Annotated in this window: 29 protein-coding genes; 22 read left to right on the top strand and 7 right to left on the bottom strand. The window is 42.7% G+C overall.

Annotation, left to right across the window (positions count from 1 at the left end; genetic code table 11):
* Positions 1-6: 6 nt before the first annotated feature.
* Positions 7-477, bottom strand: coding sequence for a nucleoside deaminase (locus M3610_RS11900; RefSeq protein ID WP_098575813.1), 471 nt, complete (start codon positions 475-477; stop codon positions 7-9).
* 429 nt (positions 478-906) lie between these two features.
* On the opposite strand from M3610_RS11900, the gene M3610_RS11895 reads away from it, so the two are divergent.
* The 18 genes from M3610_RS11895 to M3610_RS11810 all read left to right on the top strand — a co-directional run bounded on the left by M3610_RS11895 (position 907) and on the right by M3610_RS11810 (position 14,544).
* Positions 907-1,965, top strand: coding sequence for an XdhC family protein (locus tag M3610_RS11895; RefSeq protein WP_251459369.1), 1,059 nt, complete (start codon positions 907-909; stop codon positions 1,963-1,965).
* 56 nt (positions 1,966-2,021) lie between these two features.
* Positions 2,022-2,531, top strand: coding sequence for a 2-oxo-4-hydroxy-4-carboxy-5-ureidoimidazoline decarboxylase (gene uraD, locus M3610_RS11890; protein WP_251459368.1), 510 nt, complete (start codon positions 2,022-2,024; stop codon positions 2,529-2,531).
* A 13-nt stretch (positions 2,532-2,544) separates the two neighbouring features.
* Positions 2,545-3,498, top strand: a complete 954-nt coding sequence (pucL, locus tag M3610_RS11885; RefSeq protein ID WP_251459366.1) for a factor-independent urate hydroxylase — start codon at positions 2,545-2,547, stop codon at positions 3,496-3,498.
* On the top strand, positions 3,495-3,854 hold the full coding sequence (gene uraH / locus M3610_RS11880; protein WP_251459364.1) for a hydroxyisourate hydrolase: 360 nt from the start codon (positions 3,495-3,497) through the stop codon (positions 3,852-3,854). Before pucL ends, uraH begins: the two co-directional genes overlap by 4 nt.
* 11 nt (positions 3,855-3,865) lie before the next feature.
* Complete coding sequence (gene allB, locus M3610_RS11875) at positions 3,866-5,224, top strand: allantoinase AllB (protein ID WP_251459362.1); 1,359 nt, start codon at positions 3,866-3,868, stop codon at positions 5,222-5,224.
* A 17-nt stretch (positions 5,225-5,241) separates the two neighbouring features.
* Entirely contained in the window at positions 5,242-6,516 is a 1,275-nt protein-coding gene (locus M3610_RS11870; protein WP_251459360.1) for an ArgE/DapE family deacylase, read from the top strand.
* Entirely contained in the window at positions 6,497-6,799 is a 303-nt protein-coding gene (locus M3610_RS11865; protein ID WP_251459358.1) for an urease subunit gamma, read from the top strand. Before M3610_RS11870 ends, M3610_RS11865 begins: the two co-directional genes overlap by 20 nt.
* A gap of 32 nt (positions 6,800-6,831) precedes the next feature.
* Positions 6,832-7,161: an urease subunit beta gene (locus M3610_RS11860; RefSeq protein WP_251459356.1), complete on the top strand. Its 330-nt coding sequence runs from the start codon at positions 6,832-6,834 to the stop codon at positions 7,159-7,161.
* Entirely contained in the window at positions 7,158-8,870 is a 1,713-nt protein-coding gene (ureC, locus tag M3610_RS11855; protein ID WP_251459352.1) for an urease subunit alpha, read from the top strand. Before M3610_RS11860 ends, ureC begins: the two co-directional genes overlap by 4 nt.
* Before the next feature lie 10 nt (positions 8,871-8,880).
* Complete coding sequence (gene ureE, locus M3610_RS11850; RefSeq protein WP_098575804.1) at positions 8,881-9,327, top strand: urease accessory protein UreE; 447 nt, start codon at positions 8,881-8,883, stop codon at positions 9,325-9,327.
* Positions 9,320-10,006, top strand: coding sequence for an urease accessory protein UreF (locus tag M3610_RS11845; protein WP_098575803.1), 687 nt, complete (start codon positions 9,320-9,322; stop codon positions 10,004-10,006). The genes ureE and M3610_RS11845 overlap by 8 nt, the downstream gene beginning before the upstream one ends.
* A 24-nt stretch (positions 10,007-10,030) precedes the next feature.
* Complete coding sequence (gene ureG / locus M3610_RS11840) at positions 10,031-10,642, top strand: urease accessory protein UreG (protein ID WP_251459350.1); 612 nt, start codon at positions 10,031-10,033, stop codon at positions 10,640-10,642.
* Positions 10,643-11,461 (top strand): urease accessory protein UreD, encoded by an 819-nt coding sequence (locus tag M3610_RS11835; RefSeq protein ID WP_098575801.1) that lies wholly within the window; start codon positions 10,643-10,645, stop codon positions 11,459-11,461.
* Between the two features lie 161 nt (positions 11,462-11,622).
* On the top strand, positions 11,623-11,829 hold the full coding sequence (locus tag M3610_RS11830; RefSeq protein ID WP_251459348.1) for a hypothetical protein: 207 nt from the start codon (positions 11,623-11,625) through the stop codon (positions 11,827-11,829).
* Between the two features lie 20 nt (positions 11,830-11,849).
* Positions 11,850-12,785: a dipeptidase gene (locus tag M3610_RS11825; RefSeq protein WP_098575800.1), complete on the top strand. Its 936-nt coding sequence runs from the start codon at positions 11,850-11,852 to the stop codon at positions 12,783-12,785.
* Complete coding sequence (locus M3610_RS11820) at positions 12,782-13,810, top strand: DmpA family aminopeptidase (protein ID WP_098575799.1); 1,029 nt, start codon at positions 12,782-12,784, stop codon at positions 13,808-13,810. Before M3610_RS11825 ends, M3610_RS11820 begins: the two co-directional genes overlap by 4 nt.
* Positions 13,811-13,815: 5 nt before the next feature.
* The gene (locus M3610_RS11815) at positions 13,816-14,046 is read left to right on the top strand and encodes an excisionase family DNA-binding protein (protein ID WP_098575798.1); all 231 of its coding nucleotides are present in this window, start codon (positions 13,816-13,818) and stop codon (positions 14,044-14,046) included.
* 126 nt (positions 14,047-14,172) lie between these two features.
* Positions 14,173-14,544: a DUF488 domain-containing protein gene (locus M3610_RS11810; protein WP_098575797.1), complete on the top strand. Its 372-nt coding sequence runs from the start codon at positions 14,173-14,175 to the stop codon at positions 14,542-14,544.
* 490 nt (positions 14,545-15,034) lie between these two features.
* Here the strand turns inward: M3610_RS11810 and M3610_RS11805 are convergent, their stop codons facing one another.
* A complete protein-coding gene (locus M3610_RS11805) occupies positions 15,035-15,856 on the bottom strand; it encodes a YitT family protein (protein ID WP_251459346.1) in 822 nt (273 codons plus the stop codon).
* A 119-nt stretch (positions 15,857-15,975) separates the two neighbouring features.
* Entirely contained in the window at positions 15,976-16,623 is a 648-nt protein-coding gene (trhA, locus tag M3610_RS11800) for a PAQR family membrane homeostasis protein TrhA (RefSeq protein WP_098575795.1), read from the bottom strand.
* Positions 16,624-16,754: 131 nt separating this feature from the next.
* On the opposite strand from trhA, the gene M3610_RS11795 reads away from it, so the two are divergent.
* Positions 16,755-17,345 carry a DUF1836 domain-containing protein gene (locus tag M3610_RS11795; protein ID WP_251459344.1) on the top strand — a complete coding sequence of 197 codons (591 nt, stop codon included), beginning with the start codon at positions 16,755-16,757 and terminating at the stop codon, positions 17,343-17,345.
* Here M3610_RS11795 and M3610_RS11790 read toward each other — a convergent pair.
* Positions 17,336-18,904, bottom strand: coding sequence for a glycosyl hydrolase family 28-related protein (locus tag M3610_RS11790; RefSeq protein ID WP_098575793.1), 1,569 nt, complete (start codon positions 18,902-18,904; stop codon positions 17,336-17,338). The genes M3610_RS11795 and M3610_RS11790 overlap by 10 nt on opposite strands.
* A gap of 121 nt (positions 18,905-19,025) precedes the next feature.
* Here M3610_RS11790 and M3610_RS11785 point away from each other — a divergent pair, with 121 nt between their 5' ends.
* From M3610_RS11785 to M3610_RS11775, 3 genes are all read left to right on the top strand, one after another.
* A complete protein-coding gene (locus tag M3610_RS11785; RefSeq protein ID WP_251459342.1) occupies positions 19,026-19,682 on the top strand; it encodes a glycosyltransferase in 657 nt (218 codons plus the stop codon).
* A gap of 136 nt (positions 19,683-19,818) precedes the next feature.
* A complete protein-coding gene (locus tag M3610_RS11780) occupies positions 19,819-20,133 on the top strand; it encodes a DUF3892 domain-containing protein (RefSeq protein ID WP_098575791.1) in 315 nt (104 codons plus the stop codon).
* Positions 20,134-20,168: 35 nt separating this feature from the next.
* Positions 20,169-20,744 (top strand): GNAT family N-acetyltransferase, encoded by a 576-nt coding sequence (locus tag M3610_RS11775; RefSeq protein ID WP_098575790.1) that lies wholly within the window; start codon positions 20,169-20,171, stop codon positions 20,742-20,744.
* A 46-nt stretch (positions 20,745-20,790) separates the two neighbouring features.
* Here M3610_RS11775 and leuD read toward each other — a convergent pair whose 3' ends face one another.
* From leuD to leuB, 3 genes are all read right to left on the bottom strand, one after another.
* A complete protein-coding gene (gene leuD, locus M3610_RS11770; protein ID WP_098575789.1) occupies positions 20,791-21,375 on the bottom strand; it encodes a 3-isopropylmalate dehydratase small subunit in 585 nt (194 codons plus the stop codon).
* A 3-nt stretch (positions 21,376-21,378) separates the two neighbouring features.
* Positions 21,379-22,800 carry a 3-isopropylmalate dehydratase large subunit gene (leuC, locus tag M3610_RS11765; RefSeq protein WP_251459340.1) on the bottom strand — a complete coding sequence of 474 codons (1,422 nt, stop codon included), beginning with the start codon at positions 22,798-22,800 and terminating at the stop codon, positions 21,379-21,381.
* Positions 22,801-23,070: 270 nt separating this feature from the next.
* The gene (leuB, locus tag M3610_RS11760; protein ID WP_098575787.1) at positions 23,071-24,177 is read right to left on the bottom strand and encodes a 3-isopropylmalate dehydrogenase; all 1,107 of its coding nucleotides are present in this window, start codon (positions 24,175-24,177) and stop codon (positions 23,071-23,073) included.
* Positions 24,178-24,196 lie beyond the last annotated feature (19 nt).

Genomic DNA, 24,196 nt, shown 5'->3' with positions numbered 1-24,196 from the left:
GTCAAATTAATATTCCACTTTATCTTGTGCATTCTCCCATGTTCTAAAAGGTAAGTCTCCATCTGTTGGAAAGATTTTTATCATCGGTATTTTTCGATTTTCGACGGGCAGGGATAGCTGTTCATAAATAAATTGATCATCAAATCCAATCTTTGCTGCCTCTTGTTTCGTGCAGGCATAATAAACAGCCTTAGGCCTAGCCCAGTATATGGCACCGATACACATCGGACAAGGCTCACAGCTGGTATAAATCTCACAGTCGTTCAACTGAAAGTCATTTAAATTACGGCAGGCATCTCGAATCGCTTGTACTTCTGCATGGGCAGTAGGGTCATTTGTCCCAGTCACTTGATTTCGGCCCACACCAACAATCTTTCCATCCTTGACGACGACCGCCCCGAATGGACCCCCTTGTTTCGTCAATACATTATTTAAGGCGAGCTCAATCGCCTTTTCCATAAAGAGAGTATCCGTCATACTAACACTCCATTCTATTTTTCAATTGGTCTATTAAATTACTTCCACATGTGATGCATTACCGGGAGATTAGGAGGAAGTTGCGAGTACTAAAATGTTAACTGTGAAATGAGTGAATTTACTTAACATACATTATTCACTATGGTGCTCACAAATGCTCCATTGTTGAAAGGATTTCTGACATGATTTTTAAATAATGTGATGCACAAACCATAAAATTTCCATGTGAGATTTTATAACATCAGTGTAGATACTAGATCCCCTTTTGGATATTATGGTGAAAAAAGATGACATGGACTTTGTTATTTATGTTCGGCAATCTACTTAAAACTACCTGGTCAGTAGAAAATTGAAAAAGAACATGGGTGTATTTTGGGAGGTCTATCAATATATATAGTGTTAGAAACTAGGAAAGAATAGGGGGCCAAGATGGAAGGGATTCATGAAATCTTAAACGCCTTATTTTCTGATTCTTATCATGAAGGCGATTGTTTAGCAACCATCATTCATGTAAAAGGATCCGCCTATCGTAAAGAAGGTACATCCATGTTGTTACGAAGTGACGGGACAAAGGTTGGTATGTTAAGTGCTGGTTGTTTAGAAACAGACTTATCCTATCGCGCTCAAGAAGCAAGGGATGAAGGGAAAGTAAAATCTGTCATTTATGATATGCGGGAGGAGGACGATTTATCGTGGGGCCAGGGTGCAGGCTGTAACGGGGTCATCCATGTGCTTCTTGAACCTGTCGATGCCTTTCTACGTGACCACCTTTATAAGCTAAAGTTCCATTTGGACAATGGCCATCGAGTCACGATGATTAAAAAAATGACCGAGGAAAATTCGGTTTCTGACTATTTATTTTTGTCAGATGATCAACATTATTTTGGAAAATGGCATGGAAGGGTACTAAATGAGGCTAAAAGTCTATTAAACGAAATTCATCAAAACTTTCCGAAAAGCGGGATCAGATATTTTGCGGAACTATCATCAAATGTTTATATTCATTCGTTTGAACCGAAACCTCGACTAGTTGTTTTTGGTGCTGGCGCTGATGCCGTGCCATTGGTAAAAGTGGCCTCGCAGACAGGATTTTCAGTAATTGTTTCCGATTGGCGTTCTGCTTTGTGTAATGTAGATTACTTTCCAGATGCGGATGGATGGCTAGTTGGAAATCCTCATGAGACGATTCCACTGCTTCATTTGACTCGTTCTGATTCAGTCTTGGTCCTTACGCATCAATTTCAAAAGGATCAGGAGATATTGGATCATTTAAAAGGGAAGGACTTAATGTATTTAGGCGTTCTTGGACCAAGGATAAGAACACAACGTCTTCTTGAGGGACTGACAATCCCTCAGGAAATTAACAGTCCTGCCGGTCTTTCTATTGGAGCAGAGGGGGCGGAGGAGATTGCTATCAGTATCGTTGCTGAACTAATACAAAAGCAACGGTGTAAGAGGAAGCAAAAGGCGATTACCTTTGAACGATAACGGGGTCATCGTAGTCTGTCAGGACTATGAAATTCTGAAGGGGGTGAGCACGAGTAGTGAATAACAAGCCGCGGCTTTCAATCGACGCCGTAAATCAAATGAACAAAGAAGAGTTTGTGAGTGGAGTAGGATGGGTGTTTGAGCACTCTCCATGGGTGGCAAGGGTGGCATGGGAAAGTCTGCCCTGCAATTCTCGTGAGGAACTTTTACAAAGAATGGTGACGGTTGTAAAAAATGCAGAAGAAGCTGTGCAATTGGCACTGCTACGGGCACATCCGGATCTCGGGACTAAATTGATCATTTCAGAGGTTTCACAAAAGGAGCAAGCAGGCGTCAGGCTAGACCGGTTAACTAAGGATGAACATAGGGAGTTTATGTCACTAAATCAAAGGTATGTTGAACAATTTGGCTTTCCGTTTATCATGGCGGTGAAGGGCCAAAACAAGGATACCATCCTTGCAGCAATGAAAGTACGTGTTGCTAATGCCTATGAGCAAGAATTCCTGACAGCCTTAAACGAGGTCTATAAAATTGTTGGGTTCCGCTTAACTGATCTTATTGAATAAAGGGGATGATGCTATGCAAAGAACGATGCGTTATGGAAAAGCAGATGTTTGGGTTTATCGCACTTACGCAGCCCCGCTTACAGCCGTCCGTCCGATTCCTGAATCAGCCTTTACGGGCCGAACCAATATTCTGTTTGGAATGAACGTGAAGGTGGCAGTCGAGGGAAATGCCTTCTTATCATCATTTAAAGATGGCGATAATTCATTAGTGGTCGCAACCGATTCGATGAAAAATTTTATTCTAAAACATGCTGGCGATTATAAAGGTTCCACCCAAGAAGGGTTCCTTGAATTTGTCGGCCGTCGTTTCCTTGAAACGTATTCACATATGAGTGCAGTCGATATTTCAAGTGAACAAATCCCATTTGACGAACTTCCAGTGCCGACGAAGGATAGTTTTGAGCCGAGTCCATTAGTATTCCGCTATTCATTAAATGAGCAGTCTTTGGCGCAAGTGGAAGTGAAACGCTCTGGAGAGGAAATTATCACAACTGACCATCTCAGCAGTTTAAAGGGTCTTAAGCTTTTAAAGGTACGCGGCAGTTCCTTTTATGGATTTGTGCAGGATGAATATACAACACTTCCAGAATCCTTTGATCGACCGCTGTTTATCTTTTTGAATATTGGGTGGCGGTATAACGATTTTGAAGAAGCGAAGGGCACTAAAGCAAATGGATATGTCGCCGCTGAGCAAGTAAGGGATATTGCTTATACGGTTTTTCATGAAGAAAATTCTCCCTCCATCCAAAATCTTATCTACCGCATTGGGCTTCGTGTATTAGAGCGTTTTCCACAGTTAGTTGAGGTTCGCTTTGAATCCAACAATCGGACGTGGGAAACCGTTTTAGATGAAATTCCAGCCTCACAAGATGGAAAGGTATTTACCGAACCTCGTCCTCCATACGGGTTTCAATGTTTCTCAATGACACGTGATGATTTAGAAAATCCAGGAGATCTACCGAAATGACAGGAAAGTTAACTACTCACGTTCTGGATTTAAGTATTGGTAAGCCAGCAAATGGAGTGGTAGTGGAGTTATGGCAAGTTGATTCAGATAACCGATTTCAATTCATTTTGACATGCAGCACAAATGAGGATGGGCGGGTTAACCAACCTCTCCTCGAAGGGAAAAATATGAAAAAAGGAATCTATGAACTTCGTTTTCATGTGGAAGATTATTTCCGTAGTCGCGGTACCTTACTCGGAGACCCTTCATTCCTAGATTGCGTTCCCGTTCGCTTTGGCATTTCTGACCCCGAATCCCACTATCATGTTCCATTGCTGATATCACCTGGCGGCTACAGTACGTATCGAGGGAGTTAAGGGGGCCTAAGATGAGAGAACTTTGGGTGAAGAATGGGCTTGTTTTTATCGAGGAGGGCTTTCGAGAGGTAAACATTCGAGTGGTTAATGGGCAGATTGATTCTTTTGTAAAAAGTGAAGCAGAACCATTGAAAGAGGAAGCGGATACCGTGATCGATGCAGGCGGCTGTCTAGTTGTTCCTGGCTTTATTGATGCCCATGTCCATTTCAATGATCCGGGAAGAACGGATTGGGAAGGGATCGAGACAGGCAGCCATGCTGCAGCAATCGGTGGTACTACGACGATTTTTGATATGCCGTTAAATTGTGCCCCCTCCATCATTAATAGTAAGAATTTACAAGATAAAAAGGACTACTTAACTTCTAAGTCATATGTTGATTATGCACTGTGGGGGGGATTAACAGAAACGAACATCACTGACCGAAAAGAGCTCTCTCAAATGAGTGCGGGGATTATTGCTTGGAAGGCATTTATGAGTGAGAGCGGGATTGAAGATTTCCCATTCATATCTCCGGATGGGTTGAAACAAGCCATGCAAGCAGCAAAAGAACATAACAAAATCCTCGCCCTCCATGCAGAATGGAATGAGGAGATTCATAAGTTGACAGATTTTTATAAACAAAGAGTGGGAATGAATGAACGAAGGGCCTTTCTCGCGAGCAGACCGGTATCAGCGGAAGAAAAAGCCGTTAATTATGCGCTAGAACTTGCTGCCAAATATGGAACCGCCCTTCATTTTGTGCATATTAGTTCGGCGAAAGTAATCGGACTGATCGAGCAGGCCAAAAGAAGCGGAATAGACGTCACCGTTGAAACCTGCCCGCATTATTTAATTTTTGATGAGGAGGATTTTCTAAAAAGTGGTGCCATCCTTAAATGTGCGCCGCCATTAAGACCGCGTGAAGAAGTAGAGGGACTTTGGGAATGCCTTGAAAGAGGGTGGATTGACACAATAGGGTCCGATCATTCGCCATGTCTTTATTCGATGAAAGCAACGGATTCCATTTGGGATGCGTGGGGAGGAATTCAGGGCGTTCAATTTACATGGCTTTCACTGCTTGATGAAGCCCTTAAACGGAAAATCAGCCTCAAACAAATTTTGCCATTAGGGACGTCGAATGTGGCAGAGAGGTTTGGAATTGCTGAACGAAAAGGGAGGATTCGGCCCGGCTCCGATGCGGACTTAGTGTTGATCCGTTTGGATGAATCAACGATTGTTGATAAACAGTCATTGGCCTTTAGAAATGCTTATTCACCCTATGAGGATAAGGAGTTTTTACTCAAAGTGAAGAAAACAATTTTACGAGGGAAAGTCATTTATGATGACCAATTAGGGGTGAGTAAAGGGAAGTTTGGTGTTTGTCTTTAGTAGAGGGGAGGAATTTGATGAATCAGGATAAGGAACGGTTAGTCCAATGGGTGGAGGAACACCAAGTAGAAATGATTGATTTTCTACAAAAGATCGTGCAAGTTCCTTCGGATAATCCTGCAGGCGACTGTTATCCAATTGCGGCCTTTTTATATCATCAGCTTCAAGAACTCGGATTTGAGGATGTTTCCCTTATAGATGTGGAGGAAGAGGCAGTGAAGGCGGCTGGAATGATCAGTCTGGCCAATGTTCTCAGCCGCACGAAGTTTGGAAATGGAGAGGGAACAAATATAGCCTTAAATGCACATGGTGATGTTGTGCCGCCAGGGTTGGGCTGGAGTGTTGACCCCTATGGAGGGGAGATTATTAACGGTAAGATGTATGGCCGGGGTGTGGCTGTCTCCAAATCAGATATTGCGGCCTATTCCTATGCTGTTTTGGCCTTGAAACAGGCAAAAATCAGTCAGCAGCTGCACGGGGAAGTCAACCTTGCCTTTACTTTTGATGAAGAGACGGGCGGCGAATTAGGTCCGAAAAGGCTGCTTGACCAAGGGGATATTAAACCAGACCAAGCGATCGCCGCGGGCTTTACCTATTCAGCGGTGAATGCCCACAATGGCTGTTTGCATTTTGAAGTAAAAATAGTTGGAAAGTCTGCCCATGCTGCTTTGCCTCATACAGGAATTGATGCGCTTGAGGCGACGACTGAGATTTTGAAGCGTTTATATGAATACCGAAAGACTCTCGCTGCGAAAAAATCTACTGTACCCGGTATTGACCATCCTACCTTAGTTGTTGGTCTCATTTCGGGAGGCATTAACACGAATGTTGTCCCTGATGAATGTACGATTAGAGTCGACCGGAGATTGATTCCTGGCGAAGACGGCGCACAAGCGGAAGCGGAATTTAGAGGTGTGGTGGAAGAAGCTGTAAAGACGGTCCCGGGAATAAAAATTGAGATTCGGAAAATTCTCCATGCGGAAAGTTTCGGACCTGTTCCGGAAGATTCCCCACTGATTTCAGCTCTGTCTTCGAATTGGCAGTCCATTATGAAGGGCAAGGGTGAATTAGCCATTAACGGAGTACCGATTTATGCAGATGCCCGTCATTTTTATGAAAAAGGGATCCCAACGATCATGTTTGGTGTTGGACCTAAAGTGTTAGAAGAGGCCAACGGGCACCGGGCCGATGAACATATCCGCATCGAAGATTTGATTGATGCTGCGAAGATTATTGCCTGCACACTTTATGATTTACTGGGGGAGGAAAGCGATGAAATTAACTCAGCGTGAACAGGAAAAATTAATGATTGTTGTTGCTGCAGACCTGGCAAGGCGCCGCAAAGACCGAGGCTTAAAATTAAACTATCCTGAGGCGGTTGCCCTGATCACCTACGAAATTATCGAAGGGGCTAGAGATGGAAAATCGGTGGCAGAACTGATGAGTGAGGGGGCAAACATATTATCAAGTGAGGATGTGATGGATGGAATCGCGGAGATGATTCACGATATTCAGGTAGAGGCAACGTTTCCAGATGGAACCAAGCTTGTCACTGTACATGAACCGATTCGCTAGATTTAGAGTGGTTTGGTTGGGGAGGAGAAGAAATGATTCCAGGAGAATATCGATTAAGACAAGAGCCGATTATCTGTAACAAAGGGAGAACAGCTGTTACGGTCATGGTCCTCAATCAGGGCGACCGGCCGATTCAAATCGGCTCCCATTTTCATTTTTATGAAGTAAATAGTGCGCTCAAGTTTGACCGAGACCAAGCATTTGGCAAACATCTAAATATCCCTGCTGGCACGGCTGTCCGCTTTGAACCTGGCGATGCGAAAGAAATAGATCTCGTCCCCTTCGCTGGTCAGCGTGAAGTTTATGGCCTGAATAATAAAACGGATGGCCCATTGGACCAAGGAAGGAAGAACCCGTTATGAGCTTTCGAATGTCGAGAAAACAATATGCAGACATGTTTGGTCCTACAGCAGGCGACGCCATCCGGCTTGCGGACACTGATTTATTTATCGAAATAGAAAAGGATTTTACCGTTTATGGGGATGAAGTGAAATTTGGAGGTGGAAAAGTAATCCGTGATGGGATGGGGCAGCACCCGCTTGTGACACGAACACAAGGAGCACTGGATACCGTCATTACCAATGCCGTTATTTTGGATTATAGCGGGATCTATAAAGCTGATATTGGAATTCGTGATGGAAGAATCACTGGAATTGGAAAAAGTGGCAATCCTCTCTTAATGGAAGGCGTAGATCTCATCATCGGCGCTTCCACAGAAGTCATTGCAGGTGAAGGAATGATTGTAACCGCAGGAGGGATTGATGCCCATATTCATTTTATTAGTCCCCAGCAAATCGAAACAGCTCTGTCATCAGGGATAACCACCATGATTGGCGGCGGCACGGGTCCTGCAACAGGAACAAATGCAACCACTTGTACGCCGGGTGAATGGAATATTCACCGGATGCTGGAGGCGGCGGAAGAGTTCCCTATGAACCTGGGATTCTTAGGGAAGGGTAATTCGTCTGCTGAGGATCCGTTAATTGAACAGATCAATGCGGGTGTGATTGGTCTTAAATTGCATGAAGATTGGGGGACGACCGCCTCAGCTATTGACCACTGCCTCAGAGTCGCGGACCAGTATGATATACAAGTTGCCATTCATACCGATACCTTAAATGAAGGCGGGTTTGTCGAGGATACTCTGGCAGCAATTAATGGCCGGGTCATCCATACATACCATACGGAAGGGGCAGGCGGCGGTCATGCTCCTGATATTATTAAGGTCGCGAGTTTCCCGTATATCCTTCCGTCATCCACCAATCCAACACGACCCTACACCAAAAATACCTTAGATGAGCATTTAGATATGCTAATGGTTTGTCATCACTTAGACCCCGAGGTGCCTGAAGATATTGCTTTTGCTGATTCGCGCATCAGAAAAGAAACGATTGCAGCAGAAGACATTCTCCACGATTTAGGCGTATTCAGCATGATTAGTTCCGATTCCCAGGCGATGGGCCGAGTAGGCGAAGTGATCACTCGTACCTGGCAAACAGCTGATAAAATGCGGAAGCAGCGCGGCAAGCTACCGGAAGACAAGGGAGCCTGCGACAACTTCCGTGCTAAGCGATACATTGCCAAATATACAATTAATCCAGCGATAACACACGGGATTGCAGAGGAAGTGGGGTCGGTGGAGGTGGGGAAATTGGCAGATCTCGTCATTTGGGATCCGGCATTTTTTGGCGTTAAACCAGAGATCGTTATCAAAGGCGGCATGATTGCGCATAGTTTGATGGGAGATCCCAATGCCTCCATTCCTACTCCGCAGCCTGTTCTGTATCGGCCCATGTTTGCTTCTTTCGGTAAAGCCAAGTACACCACATCAGTTACTTTCATGTCAAAAGCAGCGATTGAACTTGGGGTGCCTGAAAAGTTGGGACTAAAAAAACAAATCAAACCGGTACAGGGAATCCGCCAGCTATCAAAAAAGGATATGAAGCACAATGCGGAAATGCCAACCATTGAAGTCGATCCACAAACCTATGAAGTCATCGTCGATGGTAACCTTGTGACCTGTGAGCCAGCAGACGTATTGCCGATGGCCCAGCGCTATTTCTTATTTTAGGAGTGAGAGAATGATTATTGAAAAAGTAATTGGCAATGTGGAGGAAATCTCAACGACTGGACGCCATATCGAAAGAGTATATCTGGCGAGTGATGACTTAGTGAAGCGAATTCAGCGGGTGACAACGGACCATGGAAAAGAGGTTGGGATTCGTTTAAAGGAACCAAAAGACTTGATTGATGGCGATATATTATTCATGGATGACCGAAATATGATTGTCATCAGTGTCACCAGCGACGACTTGATTGTGATTCAGCCGACAAGTTTAAAGCAAATGGGGGAAATTGCTCATCAGTTGGGCAACCGCCATTTACCAGCGCAATTTGAAGGTGAGGTTATGCTCGTCCAATATGATTATCTCGTTCAGGAACTGCTCGACCAATTGGGTGTTCCGTACTCAAGAGAAGAGAGAAAGGTTAAAAAGGCTTTCCGCCATATCGGACACTCGCATGGATAATCAACTTTTGGCTTTACTGCAAATTGGCGATTCGAATTTTCCTTCAGGCGCATTTTCCCATTCATTTGGATTGGAGACGTATATCCAGGAAGAAACCGTCTATAGTAAGGAGACCTTTTTTGCATGGATTCGCATTTACTTAGAAAAACAATTGGCCTATACGGATGGACTTGCCTGCCGCATAACGTATGAAACCTTACTTCAAAATGATATGGAAGAGCTCTGGTTGCTTGATCAGAAACTGTTCATACAGAATATCCCCAAAGAAACACGGGAGGCAAACCGGCGGATAGGGGAACGATTGATTCGAATGGGGATTGATTTATATTCCATTCCATTATTAGAAGTGTATCTTAAGAAAATCCGAGCCAAGGAGGCGTTTGGCCACCCTGGAATTGCTTTTTCGATCATCTGTCACTACTTAGGTATTGAGAAAAGCCAGGGGATCTTGACTTTCCTTTATTCAAGTATGGTGACTCTTATTCAGAATGGCGTGCGCGGAATACCGCTTGGGCAGACGGCTGGTCAGCGTATTCTATTAGAACTGCAGCCTTTTTTATTGAAAACAACAGAAGAAATTGACCGTATCGATGTTGATGATTTTGGAGTTGTCGCTCCTGGCCTTGAAATTGCACAAATGCGCCACGAAAGACTACATACCCGATTGTTTATGTCCTAAATAACCATGAAAGAAGGAGAGACGATGGAACCAATTCGTATAGGTGTGGGTGGACCAGTTGGAGCAGGGAAGACGCTGCTAGTAGAGCGATTAACGAGGCACCTCCATCAAGAATATAAAATGGCAGTTGTAACCAATGACATCTACACAAAGGAAGATGCACAGTTTTTAATTAAAAACAGTGTGCTCCCAGAGGAACGAATTATTGGTGTGGAGACCGGAGGATGCCCCCATACAGCGATTCGGGAAGATGCATCCATGAATTTTGCTGCGATCGATGAATTAAAAGAGAAACATCCGGACCTCGCGCTGATTTTTGTCGAGAGCGGCGGCGATAACTTAGCTGCTACCTTTAGTCCTGAACTTGTGGACTTTTCTATTTATATTATCGATGTCGCCCAAGGGGAAAAAATTCCACGTAAAGGCGGTCAAGGGATGATTAAATCGGACCTGTTTATTATCAACAAGATTGATTTAGCCCCATATGTTGGAGCAAGCCTGGAAGTCATGGAAGCAGATACAAAGGCGGCCAGAGGCAAGAAACCCTATATTTTTACGAACTTAAAAGAGGATGTCGGAGTGAACGCGGTTATTGATTGGCTCAAATCAAATGCATTACTGGTAGGGTTAGGGTAGGTGGAAAACTGGACAGGATACTTGCGACTAACCGCTTCGCGAAAGGGGAAGAAAACAATTTTAAAAGATTCCTATACTGAGGGTGCTTTTAAAATTACTAGACCCGTTTACCTAACAAATAGCGGTGAAGCCTGTTTTTATATTATGAATCCTGGCGGCGGTTATGTGGAGGGGGACTCCTATAAAATTAATATTTGTTTGGAAGAAGAAGCCCATGCGATTATCACGACGCAGTCATCCACCAAAATCTATAAAACTCAAGTCCAGCCGGCTGTTCAAGAGATGACGATCCATTTAAAAAGAGGCAGTGTTTTTGAATATCTGCCCGATCCCGTTATCGCTTACCAGTATGGATGCTATAAACAACGGACTGTAGTTCGAATGGAGAGCGGGTCCTCTCTTATTTGTTCAGAAATATTTACTCCAGGCTGGGCCCCAGATGGCACATTATTTCAATATGGTTTATTGCAAGCCAAAATGGAAGTATACCGAGATGAGAGATTAATAGTATTTGATCATGTAAAACTTCAACCAGATAGGGATATCAAGGGGATTGGTTTGATGGAGGGATATACCCATTTTGGGTCGATGATTGTTATTGATGATCGGGTAAACCAGCTTTTTTTAGAAGAACTCCATAACTATTTTGAATCGGTTTTAGAAGCGCGAATTGGCCTCACGATGCTGGCTGTGCCAGGGTTTGCCCTCAGGGTCCTGGCAAATACAACGCAGGAGATAGAAAAAATCCTCTCTTTTTGTCATGAATGCATTCGCAATCAATTGATGGAGAAGGAGGCCGTGTTTCTAAGAAAATATTAAAATTTGTTTCAGGCTCGCCAGTCGGTGAGTTTTTTTCATTTTGGTCCATAATTGTAGGAGAGGAAAAAAACTGCCTAGCATTAAAAAGATGGCAGAATCAAACTAACTAATATATTAAATTTTTGTCGGGCTAGGTTTTTACCAACCTAGCCCCTTTTGTTGTGATAAAATTTTTAATAAATGGCTGTGTTAAAGGTTATGTTGATATTGACACTCTGTTGATTGGAGAGGAAGGCACGAAGACTCCTGCGGGAGTACGGGGCAGGGGAGACCCCGCAGGAGCAAAGCGACGAGGAGGCTCCCCGGCACGCCCGCGGAAAGCAAAGTGCCTGGAACGGAAATCAACAGACCAGTTTAACACAGCCTAATAAAAAGGAGTGTATGCTGAATGAATATCATTGACCTGCATTGTGATGCCCTGATGAAACTTCAAGAAACGCAAGGGAAACTACGGTTCGCGGATGCTCCGGAATTACATACAAATAAAACACGATTACAGCAAGGACAAATCAAAGTTCAATGCTTCGCGATATTTATTGAACCTGAAATCAAGGGTGATCAGAAATTTCAAGTGGCTCTCGAGCAAATTGATTATTTTTACAAGGAAGTACTCGGGAAAAATCCGGACATGGTCCATATCAAAGAATGGTCTGATTTTGATCGCTTGAAAATTGGTCAAATTGGCGCGATGTTAACGCTTGAAGGTGTAGATCCGATTGGCAACGATTTAGCGAAACTCCATATTCTTTATCAACTCGGGGTTCGGTCGGTTGGTTTAACATGGAACCAAGCAAATCTCGCTGCAGATGGAGCCGGAGAACCGCGCGGCGCGGGGCTGACAGTGCTCGGAAAAGAGATTGTCGAGTTTAATAATGAGCATCAAATCCTGACTGATGTTTCTCATTTGAGTGACATGGGCATTTGGGAAGTCATTGAATTAGCCAAGTATCCGATAGCAAGCCACTCGAATGCACGAGCACTTTGCAACCATTTGCGCAATTTAACAGATGAACAGGCGAAGGCGATGTTTGCCAAGGGCGGCTTGATTCATGTTGTTTTTTATCCCCCTTTTGTTAAGGAATCAGGTGAAGTAACAATTTCAGACCTTGTGAGACATATTGATCATTTTTGCTCATTGGGCGGTGTCAATCAAATCGGATTCGGCTCGGATTTTGATGGGATTTCAACTTTTATTACAAGCCTAGAGGATGCCTCGAAAAGCCAGAATCTTATTAATGAATTATTAAAATACTACAGTGAAGATGTTGTTCGCGGCTTTGCTTATCAAAACTTTCTCGACCATCGGCCAGGGATTCTTCGATGAAGATTAGAGAAAAAGGTATCATTGTCGGAAACCTGCCAACGGGAAGGAAAAACTGTCTAACCGATGTGGCAGATGTGTTGGTTGGCCATGTCACACTGGACTATCCGCTTGATGAGTCAGGAGAGGAGTATGCCTGTACAGGAGTAACAGCGATTCTTCCTCATAAAGGCAATTTGTTTAAAGAAAAAGTAATTGCGGCGAGGTATGTGATTAACGGATTTGGAAAAACAACGGGTCTTGTGCAGTTAAATGAATTAGGTGTGCTTGAATCGCCGATTATGTTAACAAATACCTTCGCGGTTCCAGCTGTCACACAGGGAGTGCTGCAATACATGCTCGATGAGAACCAGGAAATTGGCGAAACGACTGGCACGATTAATGTAGTCGTTGGGGAATGTAATGATAGTTATTTGAATTCAATTCGTCTATTTCCTGTAAAACCAGAGCATGCAGTTGAAGCAATTAAGAATGCATCAGACCATCAGGCTGTAGAAGGGGCGGTTGGAGCAGGAAAAGGCATGGTTTGCTTTGGTTATAAAGGCGGGATAGGCTCGTCCTCCCGAATCGTTGAAGACTATACGGTCGGATGTTTAGTTCTTAGCAATTTTGGGAAAAAGGAAGAATTACGAGCGTTTCGTTATTCAGAGGTGGAAGGCTTGTCAGAGACATCCGATGGTTCGATTATCATCGTTCTGGCCACCGATGCCCCGTTAAGTGACCGGCAATTACAGCGGTTAGCGAAACGCTGCGGCATTGGCCTTGGTCGAACTGGCAGTCATTTTAGTCATGGCAGCGGTGATATTCTCATTGCTTTTTCGACGGCGCACAAAATGGCTCACTATTCTGAGGAGAGGATTGAAACTCGCAGCCAACTTCGTGAAGACCATCCTATCATGAATCAGCTTTTTACTGCCGCGGCGGAAGCAACAGAGGAAGCCATTCTTAATTCTTTATCACAAGCGGAAACAACAAAGGGAAGAGCCGGAAGGGTAGTTAACCAAATCAATTTTCTAAAAGAGGAGTAATCAAATTGTACCTTACAATAAAAGAGACGGCAGAATATTTATCAGTTCCAGAGGCAACCGTCAAAAGCCTCATTCAGCAAAAGAAAATCCGCGCCCTCTTTGATGGGGAAGGATACCTGATCTACAAAGAACAATTCAACACCCACCTAAAACAAATGGAAAAATACAAACAACTAATCGAAGAAATCCTAAACGAACCCATCCCAGAAAGCATCGACGTAAAGGACGAAGATTAATATTGGTGGTTTGATAATGGTGTATTAATATTGGTGCCTGACACCATTCGTGGACAAACTACGAAGTTTGTCCATACGAAGCGTACATTTGGTTTATGGGTGCCTTACACTAATTGGAGGTGAAGTATGGATAAGATCTTGATGAAAAGGGTCTATGAGCCTGTTGAGGAAATGGATGGATTTAGGATTTTGATTGACCGACTTTGGCCGAGGGGGATTTCTAAAGATACGGCAAAGCTGTCGAATTGGTTTAAAGATTTGGCTCCAAGCAACGAGTTACGGAAATGGTTTTGTCATAAGCCTGAGCTTTTTGAAGAATTCCGAAACAGATACCTTGAGGAACTTCGCACAGATGGACAAAAGCAGGAATATATCCGGCAAATCTTTGAAATGGCAGCCCGAGGCCCAGTCACGCTCCTATATGGAGCGAAGGACCCGGTCTATAATCACGCTAGAGTATTAATGGAGGAACTTGGAAGATTAGCTGAGGGGGATTGAAGAAAGAGAAAGGGACTCGATTTTCTGATGCTGTCGAGGTTAGAAAATTGGCTCAGCAGTAGCCAAGGGCCAGGTATGATGCCTGAGAAGGTAAAAAAAACGAGTTAACGGTACCCAAAGGCCCCCAATGATGCCCGAGAAGGTTAAAAAAACGAGTCAACGGTAACCAATGGCCTCGAATGATGCCCGAGAAGGTAAAAAAAACGAGTCGTCGGTACCCAAAGGCCCCAATGATGCCCGAGAAGGTAAAAAAACGAGTCAACGGTAACCAATGGCCTCGAATGATGCCCGAGAAGGTAAAAAAAACGAGTTAACGGTAACCAAAGGCCCCCAATGATGCCCGAGAAGGTTAAAAAAACGAGTCGCCGTACCCAAAGGCCCCCAATGATGCCCGAAAAAGGTTAAAAAACATCCCAACAGTAACCATAACAAGGAGATTATCCCTGCAACCAAAAAATTACCTAAAAGGGCATCATCCCATCCCACCCCATCAATCCCTCCGAAAACGCCCCATTACTTCCATCGTTTGCATGATATTTACGAACGCCTTCGCATCCACCTTTCTAATCGCATGTTTAGTCTCATTTAATTCGTATTTTGTAATCACTGTGGTCAGCACCTTCTTTGGCTTGTGGGTGTACGCTCCTTCTGCGTCCGTTACCGTCACGCCACGGGCATGCAATTGGATGAGTGCATCCGTCAATTCTTCATATTTATCCGTCACAATCGTTACCGTTAATTTATTTTGATTGGTGTAAACCATATCAACTGCCCGGCCTGACACATAAATAGCAATAATCGTATAAAGTGTGATACCCCATCCAAAAATCAATCCAGAAATCCCCACGACTAAAAGGTTCATACAAATATTTAAAAAGCCCACCTGCAAGTTCTTTTTCTTCGCAAGCGTAAGACTAACAATATCCGTACCACCAGTTGAACCCCCAATCCGAATAATCAGACCAACGGCTATTCCATAAAGTGCTCCCCCAATAATGCAGGAAAGAAGAATATCATTGCTAATAGCATGAATAGGTATGAACTTCATACTGAATGATAAAACAAAAACTGCAAAGCCTGTTAGCAAAATAAACTTTTTTCCTAAGTATTTTAATCCTAAGAAAAATAGCGGGATATTGATAAGCAAAATAATCCAGCCAGTATTGATATTTAAAAAATGGTGAATAAAAAAAGCGATGCCTGTCACGCCGCCTGAGGTCAGTTTATGGGGAATAAGAAACGTGTTAAAGGCAAATCCAAAAAGTATTGAACAAAGTCCAATCACAACTATTTGAAAAATTAATCTTACCAACTAAGAACACCTCTATCTGTGTGTGGTGCATTATTAAAGTTATTTTGTGCCACATTTAAAAAGTTTATTTCAAAAACAAAAAACGCCATCCGTCGAGGGCGTTTTGAAGTCTCAAATATTTAAATAACGTATAGGAACACGCTTAAAAAGTGTGATAGACTTCCAAGCAAAATGAAAATATGAAAAATTTCATGGAAGCCCATGTATTTTGACTCCAAGAATTTAGGTTTCGCACCGTAGATCACTCCGCCAATGGTATAAAAAATTCCCCCGAGGATGAGCAAAAATAAACCATTGGGGTTTAAGCTTCCCATAAGCGGCGAGAATACAAACACAATCATCCAGCCCATCGCTAAATACAAAGAGGTAGAAATCCAGCGCGGGCAATTAAACCAGACCATTTTAAAAACAACCCCGCTTATGGCAATACCTGCAATAATAGAAAATAGAATTGCCCCTATTTTTCCGTTCAGGCTAATAAAACAAAAAGGAGTATACGTACCAGCAATTAAAATGAAAATCATCGAATGATCGAGCCGGCGTAAAAAGGCTATGACTTTATCGCGCGCAATTACCATGTGATAAGTGGCTGATGCCGAGTAAAGCAGAATCATACTAACGCCGAAAATAATGACCGCAGTAATGGCAGTCGGTGAACTGGTAGTTGCAGCCGCTTTAATAACCATCGCAAGGAGCCCGGCAAAGGCTAATATGGCACCCGCTAAATGAGTCAGTCCATTAATAGGTTCGCGAATGTAATTGTTCATTTGTAATGCCTCCTGTTACAACATGTAGTTTCAATAACTACTTATAATAATACTTATATACTCTCATCTAGTCAATGTATATTCGTTTAGGTATAATAAAAAATATAAAGCAAATGAACGGGGTTTTTAAATTGAAGAATTTCAATCAAATTATTGAACAGCTCGGCCTAGAAGCAAGTTTAACCTTAGAGGAAATACCACAGATCGATTTATATATGGATCAGGTAATCCAGTTATTTGAAAATAAATTCTCGGGGACAAAGCGAAATGCAGACGACAAGATCCTTACCAAAACGATGATCAACAACTACGCGAAAGGAAAACTCATTTTTCCAATCCATAATAAGAAATATTCAAAAGAACATCTCATTTTGATGAGTTTGATATACCAACTAAAAGGGGCACTATCAATCAATGATATTAAAGCAACCCTTGCTGGAATCAATCAAAAAATTATCAATGAGGAAATTGAACTTGATTCTTTTTATATCAGTTATCTGAATTTAACCCGCAAAAATGTTGATGATTTCAAAGTAGACATTGAGGAAAGGGGAAAGGAAGTTGAAAAAGAAATAATAGAGGCCAATCAAGGAAAATCGCAGGATCTTGAGCAAGTTTTAATGATTTCTTCCCTTGTTCATATGAGTAATTTATATCGCAAGGCAGCCGAAAAACTGGTCGATGAAATGACGATTGAAAAAGGAGAAAAGCGTCACAAATAGTTGTGGACGCTTTTTGGATTTTCAATTGTAACATCTTCGATACCTGGTCCAATCTCAATTACTTTAGGTGCAGAATCTTGGCTCGCCACATTACAAATTTGGATAGAATCCGCACGATTTTCACCACCGAATACTTTAATATCGCTTCCGGCATGTTTAAAATTCTTGACCTTAATATGCTTTAATAGGATATTTCTGGCCCGATACTGCACAGCAATAACTGGGTGGCCTTTGTAGTCATAAGTTGGATCACCAATCAAAGTAAAATGGTTAATCACGACATTTTTATAAGCGGAGATCACCATCCCACGCGGTGTTGAGCCTTTATATAACTCAGTAAAAATTGGCGCGATCGCTACGAGATTCGCTGCACAAATATTATAGGCCGTTTTTGATTCAGCATCAGAACTTTTGTGATGTCCAATATGCCGGAAATTAAACGAGCGATTATCATTGACGGAAATATGTCCGACAATATGGACATTGGAAGCTGCAGACGAATTTTCGTGAGCTTTAATTTCTACACCGCCAAAACATCTAGATGAAGAATTATTAACTAATACGACATTTCTCGAACCATCATCGACTTCAATCCCGTTGGAGTTGGAAAAACCCTTTTTGTGGGCCCGGCCGCTCGGATCACACATGTGGCAGCGTGAGATGAAAATATACTCACTATGATGAGTGGTGATACCATCATCACCGAAGCCATAGCCGTTTAAGTTATCGAGCCAGACATACTTGCTTCCGCCGCGGGCTCGAAAACCGTCGCCAGCATAATTGTACAAAGTCGATGAAATATCAAAGCAATGCAGGCCTGGATTCATCGCTTCAATGTCCCTAACCCAGCCATAGGTAACATTTGCATACGTTAAACAGCTTGAGTGGTTCCCCCAAGCGCTTGTTTTAGCCACATTGCCAAGCCTTTCCACATTCCAGTCCAAACTAAGTGCCCCAACGAAAAGATGGTGATTACCCTTCCAATGATCAGCGTTTGTAATCAGCCTTGTGCCTTTTTTGGCTGTATCATGAAGTTTAATGGTCGTCACACCTTTGCCTGCCCCGACTAGCAGAGTAAAGGAAGGGAGTTGGATTCCCTTTGTGATAAAGACGCCAGCCGGTACAATGACCTTCACGTTTCCGTTGCCAATCGCTTTTTTAAATGCAAGGGTGTTATCCGTTTTTCCATCGCCAACAGCCCCATAATCCACTACATTAACTACTTTCTTTATATTATTTTCTAGATGAACGAACTCATTGTCCAACAGATCTTTCCAATCGGGTATAACGCCTTCAGCCTTATCTACTATAACCTTTCCTCGAGAAACAGTAGTTGACTTGGTGGATAAAAGGCGAAAAAATATTCCAGCTAGTTTTTGCGAAAGAGATCCTGTAGAATGCTTTACATTCTTTCCACGATGAGAGGTTTCACGCAATCGGGTTGGATTAAAATATTGCTCGGCTTCTTGAATTACCTTTGTTAAATCAAATTGGCTGGTAAATTCGGCAAGGATTGCGGCGTTCCTTCTTGGGTCATGGTTCTTTTCTAAATAAGGCAATTATTTCCCTCCAAAGGACAATCTTATTAAACTTATTATGACATTTATTGGAGATAAATAAAATTTCATTTTTGGGGAAAAATCCTTTTGAAAAAACTTAACAAAAAAGGAGATTTCCCATTTGAAAAAATTAACCAAGAAATTTACCGTATTGCTCTTATCTATGGTCTTAATTTTACCTGCAATTAGTGTTCAGGCCGCCCCGCCGCCACCGCCGAATCAGCAACAGACCATGAGTGAATCTGCCCACCAGTTTAAGTTTAACTTAAGAAGACTTTGGATGGAGCATTTGATTTGGACGAGTCGTTATATTGTTAGCACTGAAGCAAATCTTCCTGACAAGCAAGTGATCCTTACAAGACTTTTGAGAAATCAGGACGAAATTGGGAATGCGATTAAGCCTTTTTATGGGGAAGCGGCAGGTAATAAGCTTGCCAAAATGTTACGAGAACATATTCTGCTTGCCGGAAAGGTCCTCGAAGCTGCCAAAGCCAATAACCAGGCAGATTTGAAAAAATATAATATGGCTTGGTTCAAAAATGCAGATGATATGGCCACGTTCCTTAGCGGTGCCAATCCAAATTGGGATAAGAATACGTTGAGGCAGTTGCTGCATGCGCATTTAAAAATGGTTACAGATAGTGTCACAGCAAGACTTAAAAAGGATTGGAACGGAGATGTCCGTGCGTTTGATGAAGGGGAAATCCACCTTATGAAAATTGCGGATGTCTTATCGGAGGGAATCATCAAACAGTTTCCTCAAAAGTTTAAATTCTGAACAGCTGATTAAAGAGCATTTTAACAATTATAAAGCATTTTCTAAAGGGCCAAGGTATTTGGTCCTTTTTTGTCCATTAAGCAAGGATAATTTATTTAAAAAGAAAAATACTAACAAATGTTCGGAGGTGGAAGATTTGGAACAGAAAGATTTTGAAAGAATTTATGATGAGTACAAGCAGGCCAGCCAGCAGCAAGCTCAGCTGGAAGCAGGGCAGAGTAATCCTGATGGAAAAGAGGAGTTCGTATCGGTTAGGAAAAACGATGATGGAGACATTATCGCGTTTAAAACAAGCACGGGCCGGGAGTTAGATTATATTACTGCATTAAATGAAGCAAAAGCTGGAATGATTGCTCATGTGGATGTATTCCATAAATATGGACGAGACATTATCCGCAGTGAACCAGACGGTATCAAAGAAAATAATCTTGATCAATTACCTGAGTTTTAATGAAAAAACTAAGTAGCACATAAAGGAGTATTTCCATGCATTGGTATGAAAAGTTGAATCAGTATTTTCCTGTGGAAGAAATGAAATCAAGGGCTCACATGGAAACCTTACTGAAAGAACGTTCAAACATCTATCATAAAGATGAGGGACCAAATCATGTTTTGATGTATGCGGAATTAGACAATTTTGTGTTTATTGATTATCTATTTGTTTCAAAAAATGCACGTGGCGAGGGACTTGGCCATAAACTTTTAGAAAAGTTAAAACGAAAAGGAAAGCCTATCATCCTTGAAGTAGAACCAGTCAACTATGAAGATAGCGATACCGAAAAACGGCTTCACTTTTATAAACGTGAAAAATTTGAGCATGCCGCTTCTATCGGCTATGAGAGAAAATCATTAGCGACAAACGAGGTTAATAGGATGGAAATCCTCTACTGGGCGCCTAATGAAGAATCAGAAGAAATGATTTTTGAATCCATGAGAAAAACATATGATATGATTCACACTTATAAAGATCATCATTTTTACGGTGAATCATACGAGCCGGTTGAAGAGGTATTGACCTTTAACGAAGAATCTGAGAATAGAAATATTTTAAACGAGCTATGACAACCAATAATAAATGAGCCTGGGATTCCAGGCTCATTTTTGATGTTTATTTACGAGCAAGTTCATATTGCTCAATTTTATCCGCATAGGTTAAAGTAACACCAATCTCATCCCAGCCATTTAGCAGCATGGCTTTAGGGTATGGAGCAATTTCGAAAGAAACCTTGAAACCTTCATTATCATAAACCACCTGATTTTCAAGGTCGACAGTTAATTGATATTCTTCGGATTCTGCCTTTTTAATCATGTACTGAACTTGTTCATTACTAGCCTGAATTGGAAGTATCCCATTTTTCACGCAATTGTTTTTAAAAATGTCGGCAAAACTTGGGGCGATGACGATTTTAAAGCCAAAGTCTTGAACTGCCCATGGGGCATGCTCACGTGAAGATCCGCAGCCAAAGTTTTCACCGGCAACTAAAATTGAAGCGTCCTTATATTTCGGTTCATTTAATGAGAAATCTGGTCGAAGATTTCCTTCATCATCAAAACGCCAATGATAAAAAAGGAATTGTCCGAAACCACTGCGTTCAATCCGCTTTAAAAACTGCTTCGGGATAATTTGGTCTGTATCAATATTCGATCGGTTTAATGGATAAACAAGGCCTTGATGAATTTTTAATGGTTCCATATTCTATCTAACCTCCTGTGCAGCAGCAAAATGTCGAACATCTACGAAGTGACCTGCAATAGCGGCGGCGGCTGCCATTTCAGGGCTGACAAGATGTGTTCTGGCTCCGTTTCCTTGGCGGCCTTCAAAATTTCGGTTTGAAGTGGAGGCACAGCGTTCACCCGGTGGAACAATGTCATCGTTCATGGCCAGGCACATACTGCAGCCGGCTTCACGCCACTCAAATCCTGCATCTGTAAAGACCTTATCCAAGCCTTCTTTTTCGGCTGCTAGTTTGACACTAAATGAACCAGGAACAACGATGGCAGTTACAGAAGGGCTAACCTTCTTGCCCCGGATTACTTCTGCTGCACTTCGTAAGTCGCTTAAACGGGAATTCGTGCAAGAACCGATGAAAACATGGTCAATTTTCACATTGGAGATCGGCTGACCTGCTTCAAGGCCCATGTACTCAAGCGCACGCTGGATTTCGTCCTTTTCACTAGGTTTCTCGGTTTCGTCTGGATTTGGAACATTTGCCGTAATCGGAATACACATTCCTGGATTTGTTCCCCAGGTTACTTGTGGCTCAACTTCGGCTGCTTCAATCTCAACAACCAAGTCATAGGCTGCCCCTTCATCTGAAGCAAGAGCCTTCCACTCAGCAACAGCTTGTTCAAACGCTTCTCCTTGCGGTACATGACGACGGCCGCGTAAATATTCAAAAGTCGTTTCATCTGGAGTGATAAGACCAGCTCTTGCACCCGCTTCAATCGACATGTTACAAACTGTCATTCGTTCTTCCATGGAGAGCGAACGGATGGCTTCGCCTGTGTATTCCATCACATAACCTGTTCCAAATTGGACACCGAATTTACCGATGATGGCAAGAATTAAGTCTTTAGCTGTAACACCCGTACCTAGCTTTCCATTGACCTTGACATTTAAGGTTTTAGGCGGTGCTTGCCAAAGGGTTTGGGTTGCAAGTACATGTTCAACTTCGCTTGTACCAATTCCAAAAGCGAGCGCACCAAATGCTCCGTGTGTAGAGGTATGACTATCACCGCACACAATGGTTTTTCCAGGCTGCGTAAGTCCAAGTTCAGGGCCGATGACATGGACAATTCCGTTATCTGGGTGATGAATATCAGCAAGTGAAACCCCGAAATCCTGACAATTTTGTTGTAAGGTATCAATTTGTTTCTTTGAAACAGGATCATTGATGACAAGGCGTTGGCGGGTTGGCACATTATGATCCATCGTCGCAAAGGTAAGATCAGGGCGGCGAACTTTACGACCATTCATTCGTAAACCCTCGAATGCCTGAGGAGAGGTTACTTCGTGAACAAGGTGTAGGTCGATATATAATAAATCGGGTTTTCCGTCTTCTTGGTGTACTACATGCTTTTCCCAAATCTTTTGGATAATATTTTTTGGTGTTTGCATAGCGTCCTTCCTCACGTAAATGAATTTTAATTCTTTAGATAAATTTAGGGGTAAACCGCCGCCAAGACGGTTTACCCAATGAAATTTTTTAGAATACAAAAATTGTCTATGAACCTAGATAACTGTCTAGCTCCAGCACCAAGCGGCTAGTGTACTTCGCCCTTTTCCCTACGATAAGTCAACATAGGATCGCTATCGCTCTCCGTGTTTCCTTTATCTCAGTCAAAGTGCTCCAGTCCATACGCCGCTAAACGGGCGCTTCCGCTTTTCTTAAAAATAACAACTAGCGATGCACTTCGAAGCATTTTGTGATTTGATGTAATCTGCAATCCGTTTTGTCATTTCTGCTGTTCCAACAAGACGTCCATCATGAACCTGAAGGTCGCCAGTGTGGAAGCCGGCATCTAATACCGATTGGACTGCATCTTCAATGATGTTAGCTTCGTCATTCAATTGGAATGAGTATCTAAGCATCATTGCGGCCGACAAAATCATCGCAACTGGATTGGCTACGCCTTTACCAGCGATGTCAGGAGCGGAGCCGTGAACAGGTTCATATAGGCCGACTCCATTTTCATTTAAGCTGGCAGAAGGGAGCATCCCAAGTGATCCGGTAATAACTGAGGCCTCATCACTTAAGATGTCGCCGAATAGATTCTCGGTAACGATGACATCAAACTGGCTAGGGTTCGTGATTAGTTTCATAGCGGCAGCATCAACTAATACATGTTCCACAGCTACATCTGGATATTGAGCTTTCTTCTCTTCAACGATTTCGCGCCATAGTTTGCTAGACTCGAGTACATTTGCTTTATCAACCGAAGTAAGATGACCACGCCTTTGCTGGGCTGCCTGAAAACCTTTATCGACAATTCTCTCAATCTCTTGACGGGAATAGACAAGCGTGTCTACAACGGAGTTTCCGTTATCACGACGTTCACTTGGTGTTCCGAAATAAAGGCCTCCGGTTAACTCACGTACGATAAGGAGGTCGCTTCCAGATACTACTTCTTCCTTTAAAGGAGAGGCATGAAGAAGGTTTTTAAATCCTTTAATCGGCCTTAAGTTTGCATATAAATCAAGTGCCTTGCGGATTCCTAGCAGGCCTCGTTCAGGACGTAAATGGGAGGGATTGTTATCCCATTTTGGCCCGCCAACAGCACCGAGCAATACCGCATCCGCTTGTTTGCAAGCATCAACGGTTGATTCCGGAAGGGGAGTGCCGTAAAGGTCTATGGCTGCTCCTCCGATTTCATGGGTTTCAAAGCTAAAAGTATGATTGTATTCTTCAGCGATTGCATTTAATACATCTTTTGCTGAGTTAATAACTTCCTTGCCAATGCCATCACCGGGAAGTAAGACAATACGTTTTTTCATTAGAAGCAACCTCCTCATT

Source organism: Neobacillus sp. MER 74 (assembly GCF_023714155.1).
This window is presented reverse-complemented; position numbering and strand designations above follow the sequence as displayed.